Origin of the sequence: Nonomuraea candida (assembly GCF_000725485.1) — a bacterium.
GTDB lineage: Bacteria > Actinomycetota > Actinomycetes > Streptosporangiales > Streptosporangiaceae > Nonomuraea > Nonomuraea candida.
In genome coordinates, this window is the sequence record NZ_KL647031.1 from 555,095 (window position 1) to 573,076 (window position 17,982).

18 protein-coding genes are annotated in these 17,982 nt (G+C 71.8%); 6 read left to right on the top strand and 12 right to left on the bottom strand.

What is annotated here, in order from left to right:
• Window positions 1–55: 55 nt before the first annotated feature.
• Window positions 56–1,168 carry an exo-beta-N-acetylmuramidase NamZ family protein gene (locus tag IO39_RS46445; protein WP_043639175.1) on the top strand — a complete coding sequence of 371 codons (1,113 nt, stop codon included), beginning with the start codon at window positions 56–58 and terminating at the stop codon, window positions 1,166–1,168.
• Window positions 1,169–1,170: 2 nt separating this feature from the next.
• Here the strand turns inward: IO39_RS46445 and IO39_RS46450 are convergent, their stop codons facing one another.
• The 8 genes from IO39_RS46450 to IO39_RS46485 all read right to left on the bottom strand — a co-directional run bounded on the left by IO39_RS46450 (window position 1,171) and on the right by IO39_RS46485 (window position 10,092).
• Window positions 1,171–2,019 carry a GNAT family N-acetyltransferase gene (locus IO39_RS46450; RefSeq protein ID WP_052424236.1) on the bottom strand — a complete coding sequence of 283 codons (849 nt, stop codon included), beginning with the start codon at window positions 2,017–2,019 and terminating at the stop codon, window positions 1,171–1,173.
• Window positions 2,019–3,029: an ABC transporter ATP-binding protein gene (locus IO39_RS46455; protein ID WP_043639180.1), complete on the bottom strand. Its 1,011-nt coding sequence runs from the start codon at window positions 3,027–3,029 to the stop codon at window positions 2,019–2,021. The genes IO39_RS46450 and IO39_RS46455 overlap by 1 nt, the downstream gene beginning before the upstream one ends.
• Window positions 3,026–4,012, bottom strand: coding sequence for an ABC transporter ATP-binding protein (locus IO39_RS46460; protein ID WP_043639183.1), 987 nt, complete (start codon window positions 4,010–4,012; stop codon window positions 3,026–3,028). Before IO39_RS46460 ends, IO39_RS46455 begins: the two co-directional genes overlap by 4 nt.
• A gap of 3 nt (window positions 4,013–4,015) precedes the next feature.
• Window positions 4,016–4,927, bottom strand: coding sequence for an ABC transporter permease (locus IO39_RS46465; protein WP_043639186.1), 912 nt, complete (start codon window positions 4,925–4,927; stop codon window positions 4,016–4,018).
• Window positions 4,924–5,931: an ABC transporter permease gene (locus IO39_RS46470; RefSeq protein ID WP_043639189.1), complete on the bottom strand. Its 1,008-nt coding sequence runs from the start codon at window positions 5,929–5,931 to the stop codon at window positions 4,924–4,926. Before IO39_RS46470 ends, IO39_RS46465 begins: the two co-directional genes overlap by 4 nt.
• Window positions 5,932–5,934: 3 nt before the next feature.
• Window positions 5,935–7,767 (bottom strand): ABC transporter substrate-binding protein, encoded by a 1,833-nt coding sequence (locus IO39_RS46475; RefSeq protein WP_043639192.1) that lies wholly within the window; start codon window positions 7,765–7,767, stop codon window positions 5,935–5,937.
• Between the two features lie 145 nt (window positions 7,768–7,912).
• Window positions 7,913–8,899: a zinc-binding alcohol dehydrogenase family protein gene (locus IO39_RS46480; RefSeq protein WP_043639195.1), complete on the bottom strand. Its 987-nt coding sequence runs from the start codon at window positions 8,897–8,899 to the stop codon at window positions 7,913–7,915.
• Between the two features lie 5 nt (window positions 8,900–8,904).
• Window positions 8,905–10,092: a M20 metallopeptidase family protein gene (locus IO39_RS46485; protein ID WP_043639886.1), complete on the bottom strand. Its 1,188-nt coding sequence runs from the start codon at window positions 10,090–10,092 to the stop codon at window positions 8,905–8,907.
• A 53-nt stretch (window positions 10,093–10,145) separates the two neighbouring features.
• Here IO39_RS46485 and IO39_RS46490 point away from each other — a divergent pair, with 53 nt between their 5' ends.
• Both IO39_RS46490 and IO39_RS51705 read left to right on the top strand, forming a co-directional pair.
• Window positions 10,146–10,934, top strand: a complete 789-nt coding sequence (locus IO39_RS46490; RefSeq protein WP_211267412.1) for an HAD-IIA family hydrolase — start codon at window positions 10,146–10,148, stop codon at window positions 10,932–10,934.
• Between the two features lie 303 nt (window positions 10,935–11,237).
• Window positions 11,238–11,672 carry a hypothetical protein gene (locus IO39_RS51705; protein ID WP_052424237.1) on the top strand — a complete coding sequence of 145 codons (435 nt, stop codon included), beginning with the start codon at window positions 11,238–11,240 and terminating at the stop codon, window positions 11,670–11,672.
• Window positions 11,673–11,743: 71 nt separating this feature from the next.
• On the opposite strand, the gene IO39_RS46500 is transcribed toward IO39_RS51705, so the two are convergent.
• The 3 genes from IO39_RS46500 to IO39_RS46510 form a co-directional block, all read right to left on the bottom strand.
• Complete coding sequence (locus IO39_RS46500; protein ID WP_043639201.1) at window positions 11,744–12,277, bottom strand: NADPH-dependent FMN reductase; 534 nt, start codon at window positions 12,275–12,277, stop codon at window positions 11,744–11,746.
• A 117-nt stretch (window positions 12,278–12,394) separates the two neighbouring features.
• Window positions 12,395–14,368 (bottom strand): ABC1 kinase family protein, encoded by a 1,974-nt coding sequence (locus IO39_RS46505; protein WP_043639203.1) that lies wholly within the window; start codon window positions 14,366–14,368, stop codon window positions 12,395–12,397.
• A gap of 77 nt (window positions 14,369–14,445) precedes the next feature.
• A complete protein-coding gene (locus tag IO39_RS46510; protein WP_043639205.1) occupies window positions 14,446–15,375 on the bottom strand; it encodes an acyl-ACP desaturase in 930 nt (309 codons plus the stop codon).
• 77 nt (window positions 15,376–15,452) lie between these two features.
• Between IO39_RS46510 and IO39_RS46515 the strand changes: the two genes are divergently transcribed.
• Window positions 15,453–15,893, top strand: a complete 441-nt coding sequence (locus IO39_RS46515; protein ID WP_043639208.1) for an NUDIX hydrolase — start codon at window positions 15,453–15,455, stop codon at window positions 15,891–15,893.
• 65 nt (window positions 15,894–15,958) lie between these two features.
• On the opposite strand, the gene arfB is transcribed toward IO39_RS46515, so the two are convergent.
• Entirely contained in the window at window positions 15,959–16,366 is a 408-nt protein-coding gene (gene arfB, locus IO39_RS46520; protein WP_043639211.1) for an alternative ribosome rescue aminoacyl-tRNA hydrolase ArfB, read from the bottom strand.
• Between the two features lie 169 nt (window positions 16,367–16,535).
• Here arfB and IO39_RS46525 point away from each other — a divergent pair, with 169 nt between their 5' ends.
• Window positions 16,536–17,357, top strand: a complete 822-nt coding sequence (locus tag IO39_RS46525; protein WP_043639212.1) for a hypothetical protein — start codon at window positions 16,536–16,538, stop codon at window positions 17,355–17,357.
• Window positions 17,354–17,953: an HAD family hydrolase gene (locus IO39_RS46530; protein WP_052424239.1), complete on the top strand. Its 600-nt coding sequence runs from the start codon at window positions 17,354–17,356 to the stop codon at window positions 17,951–17,953. Before IO39_RS46525 ends, IO39_RS46530 begins: the two co-directional genes overlap by 4 nt.
• Window positions 17,954–17,982 lie beyond the last annotated feature (29 nt).

A 17,982-nucleotide genomic window follows, 5' to 3' on the forward strand; every position in this document is an offset into this window, starting at 1 on the left:
CGCTAATTTCCACCCTTTACTTCTCTCTTGTAAATATCTTTCAGACAATGGGTTCATGCCGTACGTACGAACCGGAGCAGAAAGGCTGGCCACCGACCCCGCGCTCGCGGGAGGCGCCCGCCTCGGCCTGATCACCAACCCCACCGGAGTGCTGCCCGACCTGACCCCCACCCTGGACGCCCTGCCGGCCGCCGGGCTCGACCTGACCGCCCTGTTCGGCCCCGAGCACGGCCTGCGCGGCACCGCGCAGGCGGCGGGGGCCGAGGCCGACACCGTGGACGAGCGGACGGGGCTGCCGGTGTACGACACCTACCTGCTCTCCGGCCGCGCCCTGGACGACGTGGTGGCCGCCTCCGGCGTGGACACGCTGGTCTTCGACATCGCCGACGCCGGGGCCCGCTTCTACACCTACGTCTGGACGATGTACGACCTGATGGAGTCGGCCGCCCGGCTCGGCCTGCGGTTCGTGGTGCTGGACCGGCCGAACCCGCTGGGCGGGACCGTCGAGGAGGGCCCGCCGCTCGACCCGGCGTTCGCCGGCTTCGTGGGCCGCTTCCCGCTGCCGCTGCGGCACGGCAGGACGGTGGGGGAGCTGGCCGGGCTGTTCGGGTTCGACCTGGACCTGACCGTCGTCAGGATGGAGGGCTGGCGGCGGGACATGGCCTACGCCGAGACCGGGCTGCCCTGGGTGATGCCGTCGGTGAACATGCCGACGCCGGACACCGCGCTGGTCTATCCCGGCACCGGGCTGCTGGAGGGCACGAACTTCTCCGAGGGGCGCGGCACGACCCGGCCGTTCGAGCTGGTCGGGGCGCCGTACGCCGACGAGCGGTTCGCGCCGGCGCTGGCCGCGCTGGGCCTGCCGGGGGTGCGGTTCAGGGAGGCGTGGTTCACGCCGATGTTCCACAAGCACGCCGGGCTCCCCGTCCGCGGCGTGCAGCTCCACGTGCACGACCGCGACGCCTTCAGGCCGGTGCTGACGGGGCTGTCCATCCTGCACGTGGCCCGCGAGCTCTACCCCGGCGAGCTGAACTGGAAGGCCGAGGACCTGTTCCTGGACGACCTGTGGGGGTCCGACGCCCTCACCAGGTGCCTGGAGGCGGGCGGCGACCCGCGCGAGCTGTGCCCGCCGCCCCGGCACCCCGAGGGGCGGCTGCTCTACTCGTGACATCACGCCAGGTCGCGCCGGTAGAGCCAGAAGACGCGTTCGGCTCGCGCGCCCACCGCGCGCGAGTAGAACCGCAGCGGCCCCACCCAGCCGATCTGGGCCGTGGACTGCCCGGCGGCCCGCTGCTCGGCCAGGCACCTGCGCAGCAGCACCCGGCCCAGGCCGAGGCCGCGGGCGTCCGGGGCGGTGCCCATGGGGCCGAACCAGGACGGCCGCGACCCCCAGGCGGCGAAGCCGAGGATCCGGCCGTCGCGCTCGGCGTAGTGCAGGCCGGTCGCGGTGACCGCCTCCCAGGCCCACCGCTCGTTCCAGTGCTCCTCGGCGAACGCGGCGACCCGCGCCCGGTCCCCGCCTGCCGCGCGCACGGTGACGCCGGCCCGCTCCAGCCGGGCCAGGTCGTCCGACACGGACAGGTCCGCGGCGCCCAGGTCGGCGGTCATGTTCCAGGCCACGTGGTAACGCTCGTACCCGAGGCTCTCGGCCAGGCAGGCGGCGGCGGTGTAGCGCACGTCGATGCCGGGCCAGGCGTAGCACGGCGGGTTCCCGGCGAAGCGGGCCTGCCGCGCCCCCTGCCCGCGCAGCCACTCCTCGGCCGCGCGCACCAGCTCCCGGCCGCGGCCCCGCCCCCGGGCGGCGGGGTGCACGGCGAGCAGGTCGATGTGCCCGAGCTCCGGGTCCTTGGCGGACATGGAGGCCATCACCACGCCGCCGCCGCCGACCAGGGCCGTCCACCGCCGGTCGCCGGGGGGCCGCGACAGGTGACCGACGAGGGCGGCGGCCTCCGGGGCGTCGAGCGTCAGCGCGGCCCCGGCGATCCCGGCCGCCTCCGCGAGGTCTGCAGCGCCGGACATCACACCTCGCTCATCGGGCGGGCGATCACGCTGCGCCGCTGCGGGTAGAAGCACGCGTGCTCCTGCGGCACGCCCTCGGTGAGCTGGAGCAGCGGCCGCTCCTGCGCGCACCGCTCGCCCCGGAACGGGCAGCGGCGGGCGAACAGGCAGCCGTGGTCGGCCTGGCTCTCGTCCAGCGACTCCAGCGGCACCACGGGCTCCTCGCCCGGCCGCTCCAGGCCGTGCAGCACGGGGATGGCCGACAGCAGCGACTGCGTGTACGGGTGCACGGGGTCGGTGATGATCGTGTCCACCGGGCCGCGCTCGACGACCTGGCCGCGGTAGATGACGTACAGCTCGCCGTCGTCGCCGATGTAGCGGGCGGTGGCCACGTCGTGCGTGATGAACAGCACGCTCACCCCCAGCCGTTCGCGCAGGTCCTTCAGCAGCGCCAGGATGCCCAGCCGGAGCGAGACGTCGATCATTGAGACGGCCTCGTCGGCGACGAGCATCTCCGGGTCCACGGTCAGCGCGCGGGCGATGACCACCCGCTGTCGCATGCCGCCGGAGAGCTGGTGCGGGTAGCGCGACAGCACCGAGCCCGGGTCCAGCCCCACCAGCGTCAGCACCTCGGCCGCCCGCTCGTCGATCCACGCCCGCGACCGCCCGGTCTGCCGGGCGCGCAGGCTCAGCGGGGCGTGCAGCGTCTGGTGGACGGTCCTGGTCGGGTTCAGCGCCGAGTAGGGGTCCTGGTGGATCATCTGGATCTTGCGGAAGTGCGGCTGGCGCTGCTTGGGCTTGAGCGAGGACATGGAGACGCCGTCGATGGCGATCTCCCCCTCGTCGTACGTCTCCAGCCCCGCGATGATCCGCCCCAGCGTGGTCTTCCCGCACCCGGACTCCCCGATGAACGAGGCCGCGCCGCCCTTCGGGATCGTGAAGTCCACGCCCCGCAGCGCCCGCACCTCCCGGGCCCCGAGCAGCTTGCCGCGCTGCTTGAACGTCTTGACGACCCCGGTCCCGGTGATCATGCGTGCTCCTTCACACTCACGGCGTGGCACGCCACGGTCCTGCCGCCGTGGGTGACGGCGTCGGGGTCCACGGTGTCGCACACGTCCATGCGCAGCTCGCAGCGCTCCCTGAACACGCAGCCCTCCTTGGGGACGGTGGCCAGCGTCGGCGGCCGGCCGGGCAGCGCCCGCGCCTCGCCGATGTCGCCGGTCAGCCGGGGGATGGCCCTGATCAGGCCCTTGGTGTACGGGTGGCGGGGCGCGCCGAGGACCTTCCTCGTCGGGCCCTGCTCGACCAGGCGGCCGCCGTACATGACGGCCAGCCGGTCGGCCACCTCGGCCACCACGCCGATGTCGTGCGTGATGACCAGCGTGGTCAGGCCGCGCTCCGCGTGCACCTCACGGACGATCTTCAGGATGTTCGCCTGGGTGATCATGTCGAGCGCGGTCGTGGGCTCGTCCAGCACGACCACGTGCGCGTTGAGCACCAGCGCCAGCATGATGCCGACGCGCTGGCGCATGCCGCCGGACAGCTCGTGCTGGTGGGAGTCGAGCACCCGGGCGCCGTCCAGGCCCATCCTGGCCAGCAGCTCCTGCGCCTCGCGCACCAGGCCGCGCAGGTCCTCCACGCCGTGCGAGCGGCCCAGGTCGAGGAGCTGCTTGCCGACCGTCTTGAGCGGGTTCAGGGAGTTCTGGGCGGCCTGGAAGACGTAGCCGATGTGCTTGCCGCGGGCCTTGCGCAGCTGCTCGCCCGCCAGCCCCACGACGTCGCCGAGCCCGTCGATCTCGACGCTGCCCGCCGCGATCCTGCCGGGCGGCTGCACGGCGTTGAGCAGCGACAGGGCCAGCGTGGACTTGCCCGAGCCCGACTCGCCGACGATGCCGGTGATCGAGCCGGGCTCCAGCGTCAGGCTGACGCCCCGGACGGCGGGCAGCTCGCCCGCGGGGGTCTTGTAGACGACCGTCAGGCCGTCGATGCGCACTCCCGGCGCCTGGTCGACCACTGATTACTCCTCGCGCAGCCGGGGGTTGAAGATCTCGTCCATGGCGTCCACCACGAGCACGATGCCGAGTGTCAGCAGCAGGATCGCCAGCAGCGGGGCCAGCAGGTAGCCGAGCGCGTACGGCGTGATCATGGCGCCGGCCTGGAAGACGGCCAGGTTGAGCATGACGCCCCAGTTGTCCGACTCGTACGGCAGCACGCCCAGGAAGAACAACCCCACCTGCGAGTAGACCGCGCCGGTGACCGAGATGAGCATGTTCATCGCGATGTACGGCGCCATGCTCGGCAGCAGCTCCCTGCCGATGATGTGCGTCGTGGACAGCCCCAGGCCGCGCGCCGCCTCGATGAAGCCCCGCTCGCGCAGCGACAGCGTCTGCGAGCGCACCGCCCGCGCCACGCCGCCCCAGCCGAGCAGCCCCAGCACCAGGCCCATCTGCCACGGGCTGCCGAACTGCCACACCGTGGCCAGCACCAGCAGCAGCGGCAGGCCGGGGATGGTGAGCTTCATGTCGGTCAGCCGCATGAGCACGGTGTCCCAGCGGCCCCGCTTGAACCCGGAGTACAGGCCGATCGCGGTGCCGACGACGACCGTGATGAGCGCGGTGACGGCGGCGGTCAGCAGCACGTACCGCGAGCCCTTGATGACCAGCGCGAGCACGTCGCGGCCCTGCGGGTCGGTGCCGAACCAGTGGTCCCAGCTCGGCGGCCGGGTCAGGGCGTCCGGGTTCGACGGCAGGTGCTCGGGCAGGACCATCGGCCCGACCACGGCCATGAGCACGAAGCCGATGAGGATGACCACGCCGGCCATCCGGCTGGGCTTGCGCCGCATCACCCGCCACACGCCGCGCCAGAAGTTGCGCCGCATGGCGGAGGCCGCGGTGCCCGCGCCGGTCTCGGGGATGAGCGTGGCGCTCACGACGCCTCCTCTCCGCTGCGGACCCGTGGGTCGATCACGGTGTAGAACAGGTCGGCCACGATGTTGGCGAGGATGGTCGCGACCGTGATCAGCAGGAAGGCCCCGCTCATCAGCGCGTAGTCGCGGTCCTGGACGCTGCCGATGAGCAGCCAGCCGAGCCCCGGGTAGTTGAAGATCTTCTCGATGAACACCGCGCCGCCGAGCAGCAGGCCCAGCGACAGGGCCAGCATCGTGAACAGCGGCAGGATCGCGTTGCGCGCGATGTAGCGGAAGACGATCGAGCGCTTCACGCCGCGCAGCTCGGCCGCCAGGATGAAGTCGTCGCCGAGCACGGTCACCACGCTGGACTTCATGGCCAGGATCCACCCGCCGTACGCCGACAGCGCGTACGTCAGCACCGGCAGGACGGCGTGCTCGGCCAGCGAGCCGAGGTAGCCGGCGTTGAAGCCCGGCTCGTACAGGATGTCCACCGACCCGTCGGCGGGCAGGATCGGGATCAGCGTCGCGAAGATCACCACCAGTAGCATCGCCAGCACGTACTGCGGGATGCCGTGCAGCAGCGAGCCGGAGATGGCCAGCGCGTCACCCAGCTTGCCGGTGCGCCTGATGGCCGCGAACACGCCGAGGATGATCCCGACGAGGAAGCTGAGCAGCGTGCCCGCCAGCACCGGTAGAACGGTCCACTTGGCCGCCTCGGTCAGCACGTCGAGCACGGGCGTGCCGGGCCGGGTGACGGAGACGCCGAGGTCGAGGCGGAACAGGCCGGACACGTAGTCGAGGTACTGCTGCCACAGCGTGCCGTCGGGCTGGAACCCGTAGAGCACCTTCACGGCCTGCGCGGCCGCGTTGGGGGACATGCCCCCTTCGATGAGCTTCTCGTACTGGGCGGCCATGGGGTCGCCCGGGATGTTGTTGACGATGAAGAAGGTGATCGTCGCCACTACGAGGATCATGACGAGCCCGCGGGCCAGGTGGCCCGCGAGTCGTCGCGCGATGAGCGTCATAGGCTACTGCTTCGCCTTGATCAGACCTTGCTGGATCCACACGCCCGACATCAGCACCTTGCCGCCGCCGCGCAGCAGCTCGTCGTCCTTGGGCCAGCCGGTGAAGCGGCTGTTGTTGACGAACTGGGTGTTGACGTAGTCCCAGAGCTGGATGACCGGAAGGTCCTGGTTGGCGGCCTTGGCGAGCTGGGCCATGATCGGCTTGGCCTCCTCGGCGCCGACCGTGTTCAGCTTGGCGGTCAGCTCGCCGGGGTTGATCTTCTCGCCACCGACCTCGATCTCCTCGGGGCCGCTCATCCAGTTGCCGTTCTTGCCCGGCGCGTTGTGGGTGACCTTGTTGCCGACGTTGGTCCAGCCGTTGGAGGCGCCGTAGAGGCGCTGGAAGATGTCGTACGGCGCGGGGCCGAGCGCCATCAGCCAGAAGCCCACGTCATACTTGCCGTCGGCCAGCTCCTGGAGGTAGAGCGGGTAGTCGGCGGTCGTGACCACCTCGGCGTCCACGCCGGCGGCGATGAGCTGGCTCTTGATGTTCTCCTGGGCCGACAGCCAGTCGGTGAAGCCGGAGGGCGCGTGCATGGAGACCTTCCACGCCGAGCCGTCGGCCAGCGTCCACTTGCCGTCCTTCTTGCTCAGGCCGGCCTTCTCGAACTCGGCCTCGGCCTTGGCCACGTCGGCCTTGTACGGCTCGAGCTGCGGCACCGTCTCCGGGATCCACGCCTGCGCGGCCTTCTGGTGGATGCCGCTGGTGGTCAGGGCCGGCGTGCCGCCCTCGGGCGAGGCGACCTTGGTGACCTGGTCGCGGTCGATCAGGTAGGCCAGGCCGCGGCGCACGTGCACGTTGTCGTACGGCTTCTTGGACTGGTTGAAGGCCATGCTCACGGCGACCGGCGAGTAGCCCTTGATGATCTCGTTGCCGGGGGCCTGCTTGATCCGGTTCATCACGTCGCTCGGGGTGGCGGTGAAGCCGGCCTGGTCGAGCTTGCCCTGCGTGAGGTAGTTCCAGATCTGCTCGTTGCCGGTGTAGTTGAGGAACTTCACCTGCGCGGGGGCCACGTTCGCGGCGTTGAAGAAGTTCTTGTTCTTGACCAGCAGCGCCTCGGACGGGTTGACCCGCTCCAGCACGAACGGGCCGGCGGAGACGTCCTTGGGCGGGGCGAAGGCGAGGACCTTCTCGCCGAGCGCGCTGATCTCCTCGCGCGCCTTCTCGGCGTCGGCGCCGTCGCCGCGGGCGGTCTTGAGCTTGTCCCAGAAGTCGGCCGGCAGCACGCTGCCCCACACGTGCGCGGGCAGCACGTTGGTGTCGAGCACGTTGCGCGCGAACGTGGGGCTGGGGTTGTCCATGTCCTGGGTGATCTTCAGGGTCTGCGGGTCGACGACCGTGACATCGGCCGCCGCGCCCGCCGCGCCCGGCGTGATCGAGAAGGCGGTGCTGCCCTGCGTGTAGGCGATGCCGATGGACATCTTGACGTCCTCGGCGGTGACCGGCTTGCCGTCCGACCACTTGGCGTTCGGCTGCAGCTTCAGCGTGATGGAGGAGTTGTCGGGCGCGATCTCCCAGCTCGCCGCGATGCCGGGCAGGGCCTGGTTCGGGTCGGTCAGGTGGTTCTTGACCCAGCCGATCCGCATCGCGTTGTACCCCACGAAGGAGTTGCCCTTCGGGTGGTACGGGTTGGCCGGCGCCGTCGCCTCGAGTCCTGGCCGGGTCACGTCGATCGTGGTGAAGAGCCCGCCGCCGCCACCGCCGCCCGAGCCCGAGGTGTTGGTGGAACCACCGCTGCACGCTGCAGTCGCGGTGGCCAGGCCCAGCAACGTCACTACCGCTGCCAGTCGCTTCATTTGCCGCTCCGGGGGATGTCTCTAGGGATTGACCGGACATTACGATCGCGCCGAACCAGCGTCAATAATCTCCAGAGGTTGTGAGGCTAATGTAACTTTCCTTCATGAGTGTACGGAGTGGCGCTAAGCGCCATCAAGGGTTTCCTCAGCTCATGACCAGGACGGCGGCCCCGCCGACCCGGCCGGCCGCGAGGTCCGCCAGCGCCCTGTCCGCCTCCTCGAACGGATAGGGCGTCGTGGTCACGCGCGGCGGGTGCGCCAGGGCCAGCTCCAGGTAGGCCCGCCCGTCGGCCCTGGTGTTGGCCGTCACGCTGCGCAGCGTGCGCTCCTGGAACAGGTGCCGCTGGTAGTTCAGCGCCGGCACGTCGCTGAGGTGGATGCCGGCCACGGCCAGCGTCCCGCCCCGGTCCAGCGCCTCCAGCGCGGCCGGCACCAGCTCGCCCGCCGGCGCGAACAGCACGGCGGAGTCCAGCGGCTCCGGCGGCCGGTCGCCGGCCGAGGCCGCCCCCAGCTCCAGGGCCAGCTCCCTGGCGGCGGCGGACCTGGTGACCACGTGCACCACCGCGCCCCGCGCGATCGCGGCCTGCGCGGCCAGGTGGGCCGAGGCGCCGAAGCCGTAGATCCCCAGCCGCCCGCCCGGCGGCAGGTCGCACCGGGCCAGCGCCCGGTAGCCGATGATCCCGGCGCACAGCAGCGGCGCCAGCCACCGCGCCGGCAGGTCGCCGGGCAGCGGGTAGACGTAGTCGGCCGGGGCGGCGACGTATTCGGCGAACCCGCCGTCGGCGTCCCAGCCGGTGTAGGCGGAGGAGGGGCACAGGTTCTCCATACCCCCGCGGCAGTGCCGGCACGTGCCGCAGGTGGAGCGCAGCCACGCCACGCCCACCCGCTCACCGGTGCCCTCGACCCGGCCGACCACCTGGTGGCCCGGGGCGGTGCGCGGCCGGCGCGGCGGCAGGTCGCCCTCCGCCAGGTGCAGGTCCGTACGGCACACGCCGCACGCCTCCACCCGGACCAGGACCTCGCCCGGCCCCGGCTCGGGGGCCTCCCGCCGGACCAGCGCCAGCGGCCCGGAGCCGCGCGCTCCCGGCGCGGCCGGCACGGGCCCCGGCCGGTCCACCACCCAGGCGCGCACGGCCGTCAGGACAGCCGTGAGAAGGCCAGCGTGGCGTACAGGGCGGCGCCGTCGGGCAGCACCGAGTCGTCGAACCGCGCCTCGGGGGAGTGGTTGTAGGGCGCGGTGGACGGGTCACGGTCCGGCGGGCACGCCCCCAGGAAGACGAACGCGCCCGGCACGTTCTCCAGCACGTACGAGAAGTCCTCCGAGCCCATCACCGGCTGCGGCGCCACGAAGTAGCGGCCGGGGCCGAACAGCTCGTCGGCCGCCCTGCCCACGAACTCCGCCTCGCTCTGGTCGTTGACGGTCACCGGGTAGCCCATCCCGAACGACGTCTCCACCCCCAGCCCGTGCGCCGCCGCGATGCCCTGCACGACCTCCACCAGCCGCCGCTTGACCAGCGCGCGGTTCTCCTTGCTGAAGGTCCGCACCGTCGCGTCGAACCTGGCCTCGTCGGGGATCACGTTCTCCGCCGACCCGCCGTGGAAGCTGCCCACCGTCACCACGACCGGGTCGAACACGTCGAAGCCCCTGGTCACCATCGTCTGCAGCGCCGTCACCATCTCGCAGCCCGCCGCGATCGGGTCCAGCGCCCGGTGCGGGCTCGAACCGTGCCCGCCGCGGCCCTTGACCGTCACGCAGAACACGTCGGCCGCCGCCATGATCGGCCCCGGCCGCGAGGCGAACAGCCCCGGCGGCAGCATCGAGGAGACCACGTGCATGCCGTACGCCGCGACCGGCCGCGTGCCGGCCGCGTCCAGCACGCCCTCGTCGATCATGCGCTGGGCGCCGTCGTGCCCCTCCTCGCCCGGCTGGAACATGAAGATCACGTCACCGGCCAGCTCCTCGCGCCGCGCGCTCAGCAGGTGCGCCGCGCCCGCCAGCATCGTGGTGTGCAGGTCGTGCCCGCACGCGTGCATCTGGCCCGGCAACTGGGAGATGTAGGGCAGGTCGTTCTTCTCCGTCACCGGCAGGGCGTCCATGTCGCCCCGCAGCAGCACCGACGGGCCCGGCCGGCCGCCCCGCAGCACGGCCGTGACGCTGCTCAGGCCCGTGCCCGTCCTGATCTCCAGCGGCAGGCCCTCCAGCGCGGCCAGCACCTTCTCCTGGGTGCGGGGCAGGTGCAGGCCGAGCTCGGGAGTGGCGTGCAGGGAGTGGCGCAGCCGGACCAGCTCGTCCCGCATGTCCTGGGCGGATTCAGTGAACGACATGAAGAACATTCTTCACGTGCCGGGCGGGAAGTCGATAAGGCGCGCTCGGTACGATGGGCCACGTGACTCAGCGTAAGCGGATCGACTCCTGGTTGTCCGACATGGACGGCGTGCTCGTCCACGAGGGACGGCCCGTCCCAGGGGCGGACGAATTCATCAAGCGGCTCAGCGAGTCGGGCCGGAAGTTCCGGGTCCTGACCAACAACTCGATCTACACCCAGCGCGACCTGTCGGTGCGGCTGGCGGGGGCCGGCCTCGACGTGCCGGCCGAGTCCATCTGGACCTCCGCCCTGGCCACCGCCCAGTTCCTCGACGACCAGCGCTCGGGCGGCTCGGCGTACGTGATCGGCGAGGCCGGGCTGACCACGGCGCTGCACGAGGTCGGCTACGTGCTGACCGACCTCGACCCCGACTACGTGGTGCTCGGCGAGACCCGCACCTACAGCTTCACGCAGATCACCCGGGCCATCCGCCTCATCGAGGCCGGCGCCCGCTTCATCGCCACCAACCCCGACCCCATCGGGCCCTCCACCGAGGGCTCCCTGCCGGCCTGCGGCGCCGTCGCCGCGATGATCACCAAGGCCACGGGCGTGGAGCCGTACTTCGTGGGCAAGCCCAACCCCCGCATGATGCGCAGCGCGCTCAACGAGATCGAGGCCCACAGCGAGACCACGGCCATGATCGGTGACCGCATGGACACCGACATCGTCTCGGGCATGGAGGCCGGGCTGTTCACCATCCTCGTCCTCACCGGCGTCACCCAGCGCCACGAGATCGACCGCTTCCCCTACCGCCCGTCCCTGATCGTCGACTCGGTCGCCGACCTCATCGACCTCATCTGAGCCCGGCGCCCCCCGGCGGATGCGCGCCCGCGCCCGGATCGCCTCCCTGACGCCCGCGCCCGCCGGACGCGGGCGCCGGGTAGAGGATTTTCCCCCGCCTGCCCTCGCGGGTATTTCGCGTGGAAAGTGGTGATGCGCCCGCTGATTCGCGCCGGAATTGTGCGGCATGTCGGACTCGGCACCCTGCCGCTCACCAGCCGGGGGAAAGAATCACACCCGCGATCTTCCTCCTGATCGCGCCCGCCGCTCACCGGCTGCGACGATGTGATGACAGGAGCGGCACCGGGGGAAAGGGCAGGGTGCGTGGACGTACGTGCGGAGATCCTCGACCTGAAACTCCGTGTCGAGGATCTCGAGACCAACGCGGAGCAGGCCGGCGGGCTGGAGCGGCAGGAGGCCCTGCTGCGGGAGATCGTCGACCGGTCGAAGAGGCTGCAGGCGGAGGTCGCCTCGCTCAAGGCCCAGCTCTCCCGGGCCAGGGCCGAGATCGGCGAGGAGTTCGCGGCCGTCGGCACCGAGGTCGAGGGGGTCAGGCGGGAGGTCGCCGCGCGCCCCGCCGGATTCCCGCCCGCGGTCACGCCCGATCGGGAGCGCGTCGACGCCGTGGACGTGCGGGCGGAGATCGCCGTCGAGTTCGGCGTGATCCGGTCGGAGCTCCAGCAGGAGTTCAGCTTCCTCCGCTCCGAGATCATGGACCTCGGCATCAAGCTCGACCGCCTCCTGATCGCCGGCCCCTGATCGCCGGCCCCTGATCGCCGGCCCCTGATCGCCGGCCCCTGATCGCCGGCCCCTGAACCGCCCGCGCCGTTTCAGAGTGAGAGGGCCGGCTCCATGACCTCGGCCGGGCAGAGCTGGTGGATCACCTTGCGCACCTGGGCCCGCAGCTCCGGGGCGGCCAGATGGCCGTTCTCGTCGAAGTGCGGGCAGGCGGGCGAGATCACCAGCTCGGCGCCCATGACCACCGCCCCGGCCTCCAGCAGCCGCTTGTACAGCTCCGCCTGGGCCCACATGGCCCCGCAGGCCCGCGCGCTGGCGCTCATCACCGCCACGTGCTTGCCCGACAGCCCGTCGCGGGCCGACATCCAGTCCAGCGCGTTCGTCAGCTCCAGCGGCAGCAGGCTGTGCTCCGGGGCGGTCAGCAGGACCGCGTCGCCGCCCGCGACCAGCGTGAGCAGCTCACGCGCGGGGGCGGGCACGGGCCCGGGGCGGTAGCCCGGGAGCTCGCCCAGTCCCCGCCACACCTCGAAGCCGACGCCCGCCGGCAGCTCGCCGCCCGCCGCGTCCAGCAATCTGGTGATGAACGACCCCGCGTGGAGGCTCGCGGCGATCCCGATGATTTTCACCCTCTGCTCCCCAGGGGTTCCGGTGTTACCGGGAACCTGCCCGATGTCGGGGATGTCCAAGACCATCTCCAGGTCAAGAGCCGCACAGACTTCCCGCCGCCGGGGGAAGACGGGAATTCAGCGGCCCGCCGCCCGCTCGCCGGCGTCGCGGGGGCGGCGGAAGATGAGGGCCAGCACGCGCAGCCCGAGGATCGCGGAGATCACCAGCAGGTTGTAGCCGATGAGGTGGATCAGCGTCGTCGAGGGCAGCACCTCGACCCCGCCGTCGCTGCCCAGCAGGATGACCGCCATCACCCCCGCCGTGCCGCCCAGCACCGTGAGCAGCACCTGGTGCAGCAGGCCGGTGATGTAGCGGCGGTCGCGGTCGTCGGCCAGCAGCCGCACGTTCATGCCGAAGCGGCCGTGCTCGGCCGCGCTGGCGATGCGCTCGACCCGGCGGGGCAGGCGGCGCAGCATCGGCAGCAGCGCGGCCAGCTCCTGGCCGATCGACTCGCCGATGGTGTCGGGCGTGACCTGCTCGGCCAGGTACCGCCCGGCGAACTCGCGCGCCTCGCCGATCAGGTTGAAGCCCGGCGACAGTCGGACGAGCGTGCCCTCCAGCGTGGCCAGCGCCCGGAAGACCGCGGCCACCTCGGGCGGGATCGACAGCCCGTACACCGAGACGATCTTGAACAGGTCGGTGAAGAGCTGCACGCTGTCCATGCCCGGCGCCAGGTGCCTGGCCATGAACTGGCCGAGCGCCCGTTCGAGCGCGGGCTCGTCGATGTCCTCGGGCCTGGGCACGACCTCCAGCAGCGCGTCGGTGACGCCGAGGGGGTCCTGCCGGTTCATCGCGAGCAGGAAGCGCTGCAGCGCCGAGCGCACGGAGGCGTCGAGGCGGCCCACGGAGCCGAAGTCGAGCAGGCCGAGCGTGCCGTCGTCGAGCAGCATGAGGTTGCCCGGGTGCGGGTCGGCGTGGAAGACGCCCTCCACCAGGATCTGCCTGAGCAGGCAGTCGAGCAGGTCGCGGGCCAGGCGCGGGCCCTGCGTGGCGTCGGCCGCGGTGACCGGGCGGCCCGACAGGCGCTGCATGACCAGCACGCGCTCGGAGCACATGGCGGTGATCGGGGCGGGGTAGGTGACGGTGCCGCCGGAGGAGGCGGCCACGGCGGCCATGTTGGCCGCCTCGACCCGGAAGTCCAGCTCTTCCCTGATGGCCGCGGCGAACCCCTCGGCCAGGTCCCGCAGGCCCAGCGAGCGGCCCCAGCGGGTCCTGGACTCCAGCGTGGCGGCCAGCCGCCGGACGATGTCGAGGTCTCTGGCGACCGTGGAGCCGATCCCCGGCCGCTGCACCTTGACCACCACGCTCTGCCCCGAGTGCAGGCGGGCGGCGTGCACCTGCCCGATCGAGGCGGCGGCCAGCGGCGTCCGGTCGAACGCGGCGAACGCCTCGTCCACCGGCCTGCCCAGCTCGGCGGCCAGCACCGGCTCGATCTGCTCCCACGGCGCCGGCGCCACCTGGTCCTGCAGCCGCCCCAGCTCCTCGACGAACTCGGCGGGCAGCAGGTCGCGCCGGGTGGACAGGACCTGGCCGAGCTTGACGAACGTGACGCCGCCGTCGTCCAGCGCCTGGCGCAGCGACCTGGCCAGGCGCAGCTTGCCCGGGTGGTCCTCCAGCCGCTCGCCCCGGCCCCTCAGGTACGGGCCGAGCCCGTGCCGGATGGCGATCCGGGTGATCTGGGAGTAGCGCCTGCCCCTGGAGACGCGGCCGCGTACGGACCTGACCAGCTCCAGCGGCCCCGGCAGGGAGCCCGGCGGCACCAGCGCCTCCGCCAGCACCAGCAGCGCCATCGGGATGAGCACCACGCACATCACGACCAGCAGCAGCAGCCCCAGCGCGGCGGCGGGGGGCGGCTGCCCGAGGTCCACGGGGCCGATCGTGGCCAGGATCGGCTCCAGGATCGGCTGCGACAGCCCGAACGCCAGCAGCGCGGCCACGAACGTGCGCAGCACCCCGAACCGGACGTCCAGCAGGCGCTGCGCCGCGACGGCGAGCAGGATGATCATCACTAACGTGACGAGCCCGACGATCAGCGCGGTGGCGAAATCCATGGGCCAGCATCCTGCCACGTCCGCGCGGTCCCCCGGACCCGGCGGTCCGGGGCGTCACCCGCGGGTGGCGCGGGGCGTCACTGGCGGGCGGCGGCGCGGGCGCGGCGCTCCTCGCGGCGCTCGACGAACCGGGCGGCCGTGGCGTCGGTCTTGGCCAGGAACGCCGACAGCTCCTCGCGCGCCTTCTCCCCTTCGGCGTCCAGGCCGGTCTTGTCGAAGACCGACCACTGCCGCAGCACGGGCATGAGCACGTCGTCGAGGTGGAGGCGCAGGTCGTAGATGCCCTCGTTGGCGATGATCAGGGCCTTGCGGGCGAAGCCGTCCATGCCCTGGCCGGGCATCTGGAAGGTGGTCACCACGTCGGTCACCGCGCGCATGGTCTGGTTGGGGTCGAGCTCGAAGGCCGCCTTGAGCAGGTTGCGGTAGAAGAGCATGTGCAGGTTCTCGTCGGCCGCGATCCTGGCCAGCAGCCGCTCACAACCCTCGTCGCCCGACGCCCTGCCGGTGTTGCGGTGCGCGATGCGGGTGGCCAGCTCCTGGAAGGAGACGTACGCGAGCTGCTGGAGCATGGTGTTGTACTCGGTGGCGTAGCCCGCCTCCATGTGCGCCATGCGCGCCCGCTCCAGCGCCACCGGGTCCACGGCGCGGGTGACGGTGAGGTAGTCGCGGATGGCGGTGCCGTGGCGGTCCTCCTCGGCCGTCCACCGGTGCACCCAGGTGCCCCAGGCGCCGTCACGGCCGAAGGTCGTGGCGATCTCGTGGTGGTAGCTGGGCAGGTTGTCCTCGGTCAGGAGGTTGACGATGAGCGACACGCGCGCCGCTTCGGGGATCTTGGAGTCGCTGTCCTGCCACGCCTCGCCCCCGTAGATGCCGTCGAAGTCGCGGCCCTCGCTCCACGGGATGTACTCGTGCGGGAACCACTCCTTGGCCATCTTCTCGTGGCGGTCGAGCTCCCCGGCAACCACCGGCTCGAGCTCGTGCAGCAGCTCCGTCTGAGTCATCGCCATAAAAGATCTTCTCCTTCTGGTTACGGTACCGTAGGTTAGGCTACCCGAAGGACATAACGGTCAAATAAGGTGCACCTATGCGACCTAGTGTCCGGGGAGTCCTGCTCGACCACGACGAACGGCTCATCCTCTTCCGGCGTACGGTGCCGGGCCGCGCCCGCTACTGGAGCGTTCCCGGAGGGCACGTGGAGCCCGGGGACGGCACGCTGGAGGACACCCTGCACCGGGAGCTGCGCGAGGAGCTGGGCGCGACCGTGCGCGCGGTGACGCCTCTGGTGACCGTGTCGTACCCGTGGCGGGGTGAGGTCAAGACACAGCACGTCTTCGGTTGCCGGTTGGTGTCCATGGACCCGGAGCTGCGCGACGGGCCCGAGTTCGACGACCCGTCGCGGGGACTGTACGAGGTGGAACGGGTGCCGCTGGAGCAGTCGGAGATCTTCGCCAGGAAGCTCATCCCGGAGGCCGTGGCCGGTTACCTCTCGGCCAGCATCACGGCGCTGCCCCGGCTCATCGGCTGATCGGCGGCCGCTCGCCCGGCGCGCGGAAGTGGCCGAGGTCATACGGCAGGCGCCCGGCGCCGGGGTCAGGGGTCGCGGCGCAGGCGCTTGAGGTCGGCCCGGTGCTTCTTGGTGGCGATGCGGCGCTCGACGGCGCCCCGGCTGGGCTTGGTCGGGCGGCGGCGCTTGGGCGGCGGGGCGATGGCCTCGCGCAGGCGCTGTGCCAGACGGTGCGCGGCGGCCTCCCGGTTGCGCAGCTGGGAGCGGTATTCGGAGGCCGCGATCGTGATCGTGGCAGAGCCCAGGCGGTCGAGCGCGCGGGCCTTGAGCGCCGGCGGCAGCGCCGTGCTCGCGGCCACGTCGAAGGTCAGCTCCACGCGGCTGTCGGTGGTGTTGACGCCCTGCCCGCCCGGGCCTGACGAGCGGGAGAAGCGCCAGACGAGCTCGGCGTCGGGGATGACGACCGAGTCGTTGACGACCAGCGGGCCGGGCATGTGGGGAGCTCCTGTTCGCGAACCTGCGTTCTTTGTACGAGTTGTCACCGTATCTGGCCGCCCTATGCCGCCCGCAAAGGCATTTTCCGCACGGGGCCGCCGATTGACGGCCCCGCCGCCCCCGGCGTATGTCAATAGCGCGAACAATCACGGGGTGCGGGGAGGCGCGGTGGCCGGCATCGTCGGCGTGCACGGGATCGGCAAGTACGACTACTACCTCCGGGCCGGCCGGTCCGCCGCCGGGGCCGAGCTGGCCATGCGCCGCAAGTGGGACCGCTACCTGCACGCGGCCCTCGGGGGCGAGGCGCGGGCGTACTTCGCCGAGATCGCCTACTTCTCCCACCTCCTGCGTGACGAGCACGGCGACGCGGACGTCCCGGAGGCGGCCGCCGTCATGGAGGCGCGGGCCGAGCAGGTGTTCGTCGCCTGGGCCCGCCAGCTCGGCCTGGGCGAGCACGTCACGGGGGCGCTCAAGTCGTTCACCGGGTGGCTGCTGGAGCGGCTGGACGGCAGGTCGGCGGCCTTCGCGAAGCTGTTCGCGCCCGAGGTGGCCGCCTACCTCACCGACCAGGCCGGACGCGAGCGGTCCCGGCAGGCCGTGGCCGGCTGCATCAGGAAGAACCGGCCCAAGGTGGTGATCGCCCACTCGCTCGGCAGCGTGGTGACGTACGAGGCGCTGTGGGCGGAACCTGACCTGGAGGTCGAGCTGCTGATCACCCTCGGCAGCCCGCTCGGCATGCGCAACGTCATCTTCGAGCACCTCCTGCCCGCCCCCGTCAACGGGCGCGGCGAGCGGCCCAAGGGGGTGCGGCGCTGGGTCAACATCGCCGACAAGGACGACATCGCCGCCATCCCGCCGCAACTGGCCCGCAGCTTCACCGGCGTGGACGTCGAGGAGCTGGTCAACCTCGACTGGATCGACTTCCACACCGCCGGGAAATACCTGGGCTGCCCGGCGCTGGTCCCGCATCTGCGACCATTCCTGGCATGACGTGGATCGTGTTCGACTACGGCGGTGTCCTGTCGCTGCCCCAGCCCGACTCCGACGCCGAGGCCATGGCGCACGCCGTGGGCGCCGAGCCCGAGGAGTTCAAGCGGGGCTACTGGGAGCACCGGCTCGCCTTCGACCGGGGGAGCCTGACCCCGCACGCCTACTGGTCGGCCGTCCTGGGCAGGCCCGTCACGCACACCGAGGTCGCGCGGCTGGTCGCGATGGACGTGGCGAGCTGGGCCCACCCCGACACCGGTACGGTCGCCCTGCTCGGCGAGCTGATCGAGGCGGGCCGTGACGTGGCGCTGCTGTCCAACGCGCCCGTCTGCATCGGGGAGGGGCTGGACGAGCTGCCCTGGGTCGCCGCCATCGGGCAGCGCTTCTACAGCGGCAGGATGGGCCTGGTCAAACCCGACCGGCAGATCTACGACGAGCTGGCCAGGGCGCTGGACGCCGAACCCGCCGAGATCGTCTTCATCGACGACCGCGAGGAGAACGTCGAGGGGGCGCGGCGCGCGGGCATGACCGGCGTACGGTTCACCGACGCGGCCACCCTGCGCGCGACCCTCCCGGGCGTCCCCAGCGGCCACCCCTGACGACGCGACGGCGGCCCGCACCTGCCATG

Excerpts from the sequence above, each read along its gene's own strand:
- IO39_RS46505 (WP_043639203.1), bottom strand. The coding sequence starts at position 14,368 with ATGGATTTCGCCACCGCGCTGATCGTCGGGCTCGTCACGTTAGTGATG.
- IO39_RS46475 (WP_043639192.1), bottom strand. The coding sequence starts at position 7,767 with ATGAAGCGACTGGCAGCGGTAGTGACGTTGCTGGGCCTGGCCACCGCG.
- IO39_RS46485 (WP_043639886.1), bottom strand. The coding sequence starts at position 10,092 with ATGTCGTTCACTGAATCCGCCCAGGACATGCGGGACGAGCTGGTCCGG.
- IO39_RS46470 (WP_043639189.1), bottom strand. The coding sequence starts at position 5,931 with ATGACGCTCATCGCGCGACGACTCGCGGGCCACCTGGCCCGCGGGCTC.
- arfB (WP_043639211.1), bottom strand. The coding sequence starts at position 16,366 with ATGCCCGGCCCGCTGGTCGTCAACGACTCGGTCGTCATCCCCGACGCC.
- IO39_RS46455 (WP_043639180.1), bottom strand. The coding sequence starts at position 3,029 with ATGATCACCGGGACCGGGGTCGTCAAGACGTTCAAGCAGCGCGGCAAG.
- IO39_RS46515 (WP_043639208.1), top strand. The coding sequence starts at position 15,453 with ATGCGACCTAGTGTCCGGGGAGTCCTGCTCGACCACGACGAACGGCTC.
- IO39_RS46490 (WP_211267412.1), top strand. The coding sequence starts at position 10,146 with ATGGGCCACGTGACTCAGCGTAAGCGGATCGACTCCTGGTTGTCCGAC.
- IO39_RS46510 (WP_043639205.1), bottom strand. The coding sequence starts at position 15,375 with ATGGCGATGACTCAGACGGAGCTGCTGCACGAGCTCGAGCCGGTGGTT.
- IO39_RS46445 (WP_043639175.1), top strand. The coding sequence starts at position 56 with ATGCCGTACGTACGAACCGGAGCAGAAAGGCTGGCCACCGACCCCGCG.
- IO39_RS46530 (WP_052424239.1), top strand. The coding sequence starts at position 17,354 with ATGACGTGGATCGTGTTCGACTACGGCGGTGTCCTGTCGCTGCCCCAG.
- IO39_RS46450 (WP_052424236.1), bottom strand. The coding sequence starts at position 2,019 with ATGTCCGGCGCTGCAGACCTCGCGGAGGCGGCCGGGATCGCCGGGGCC.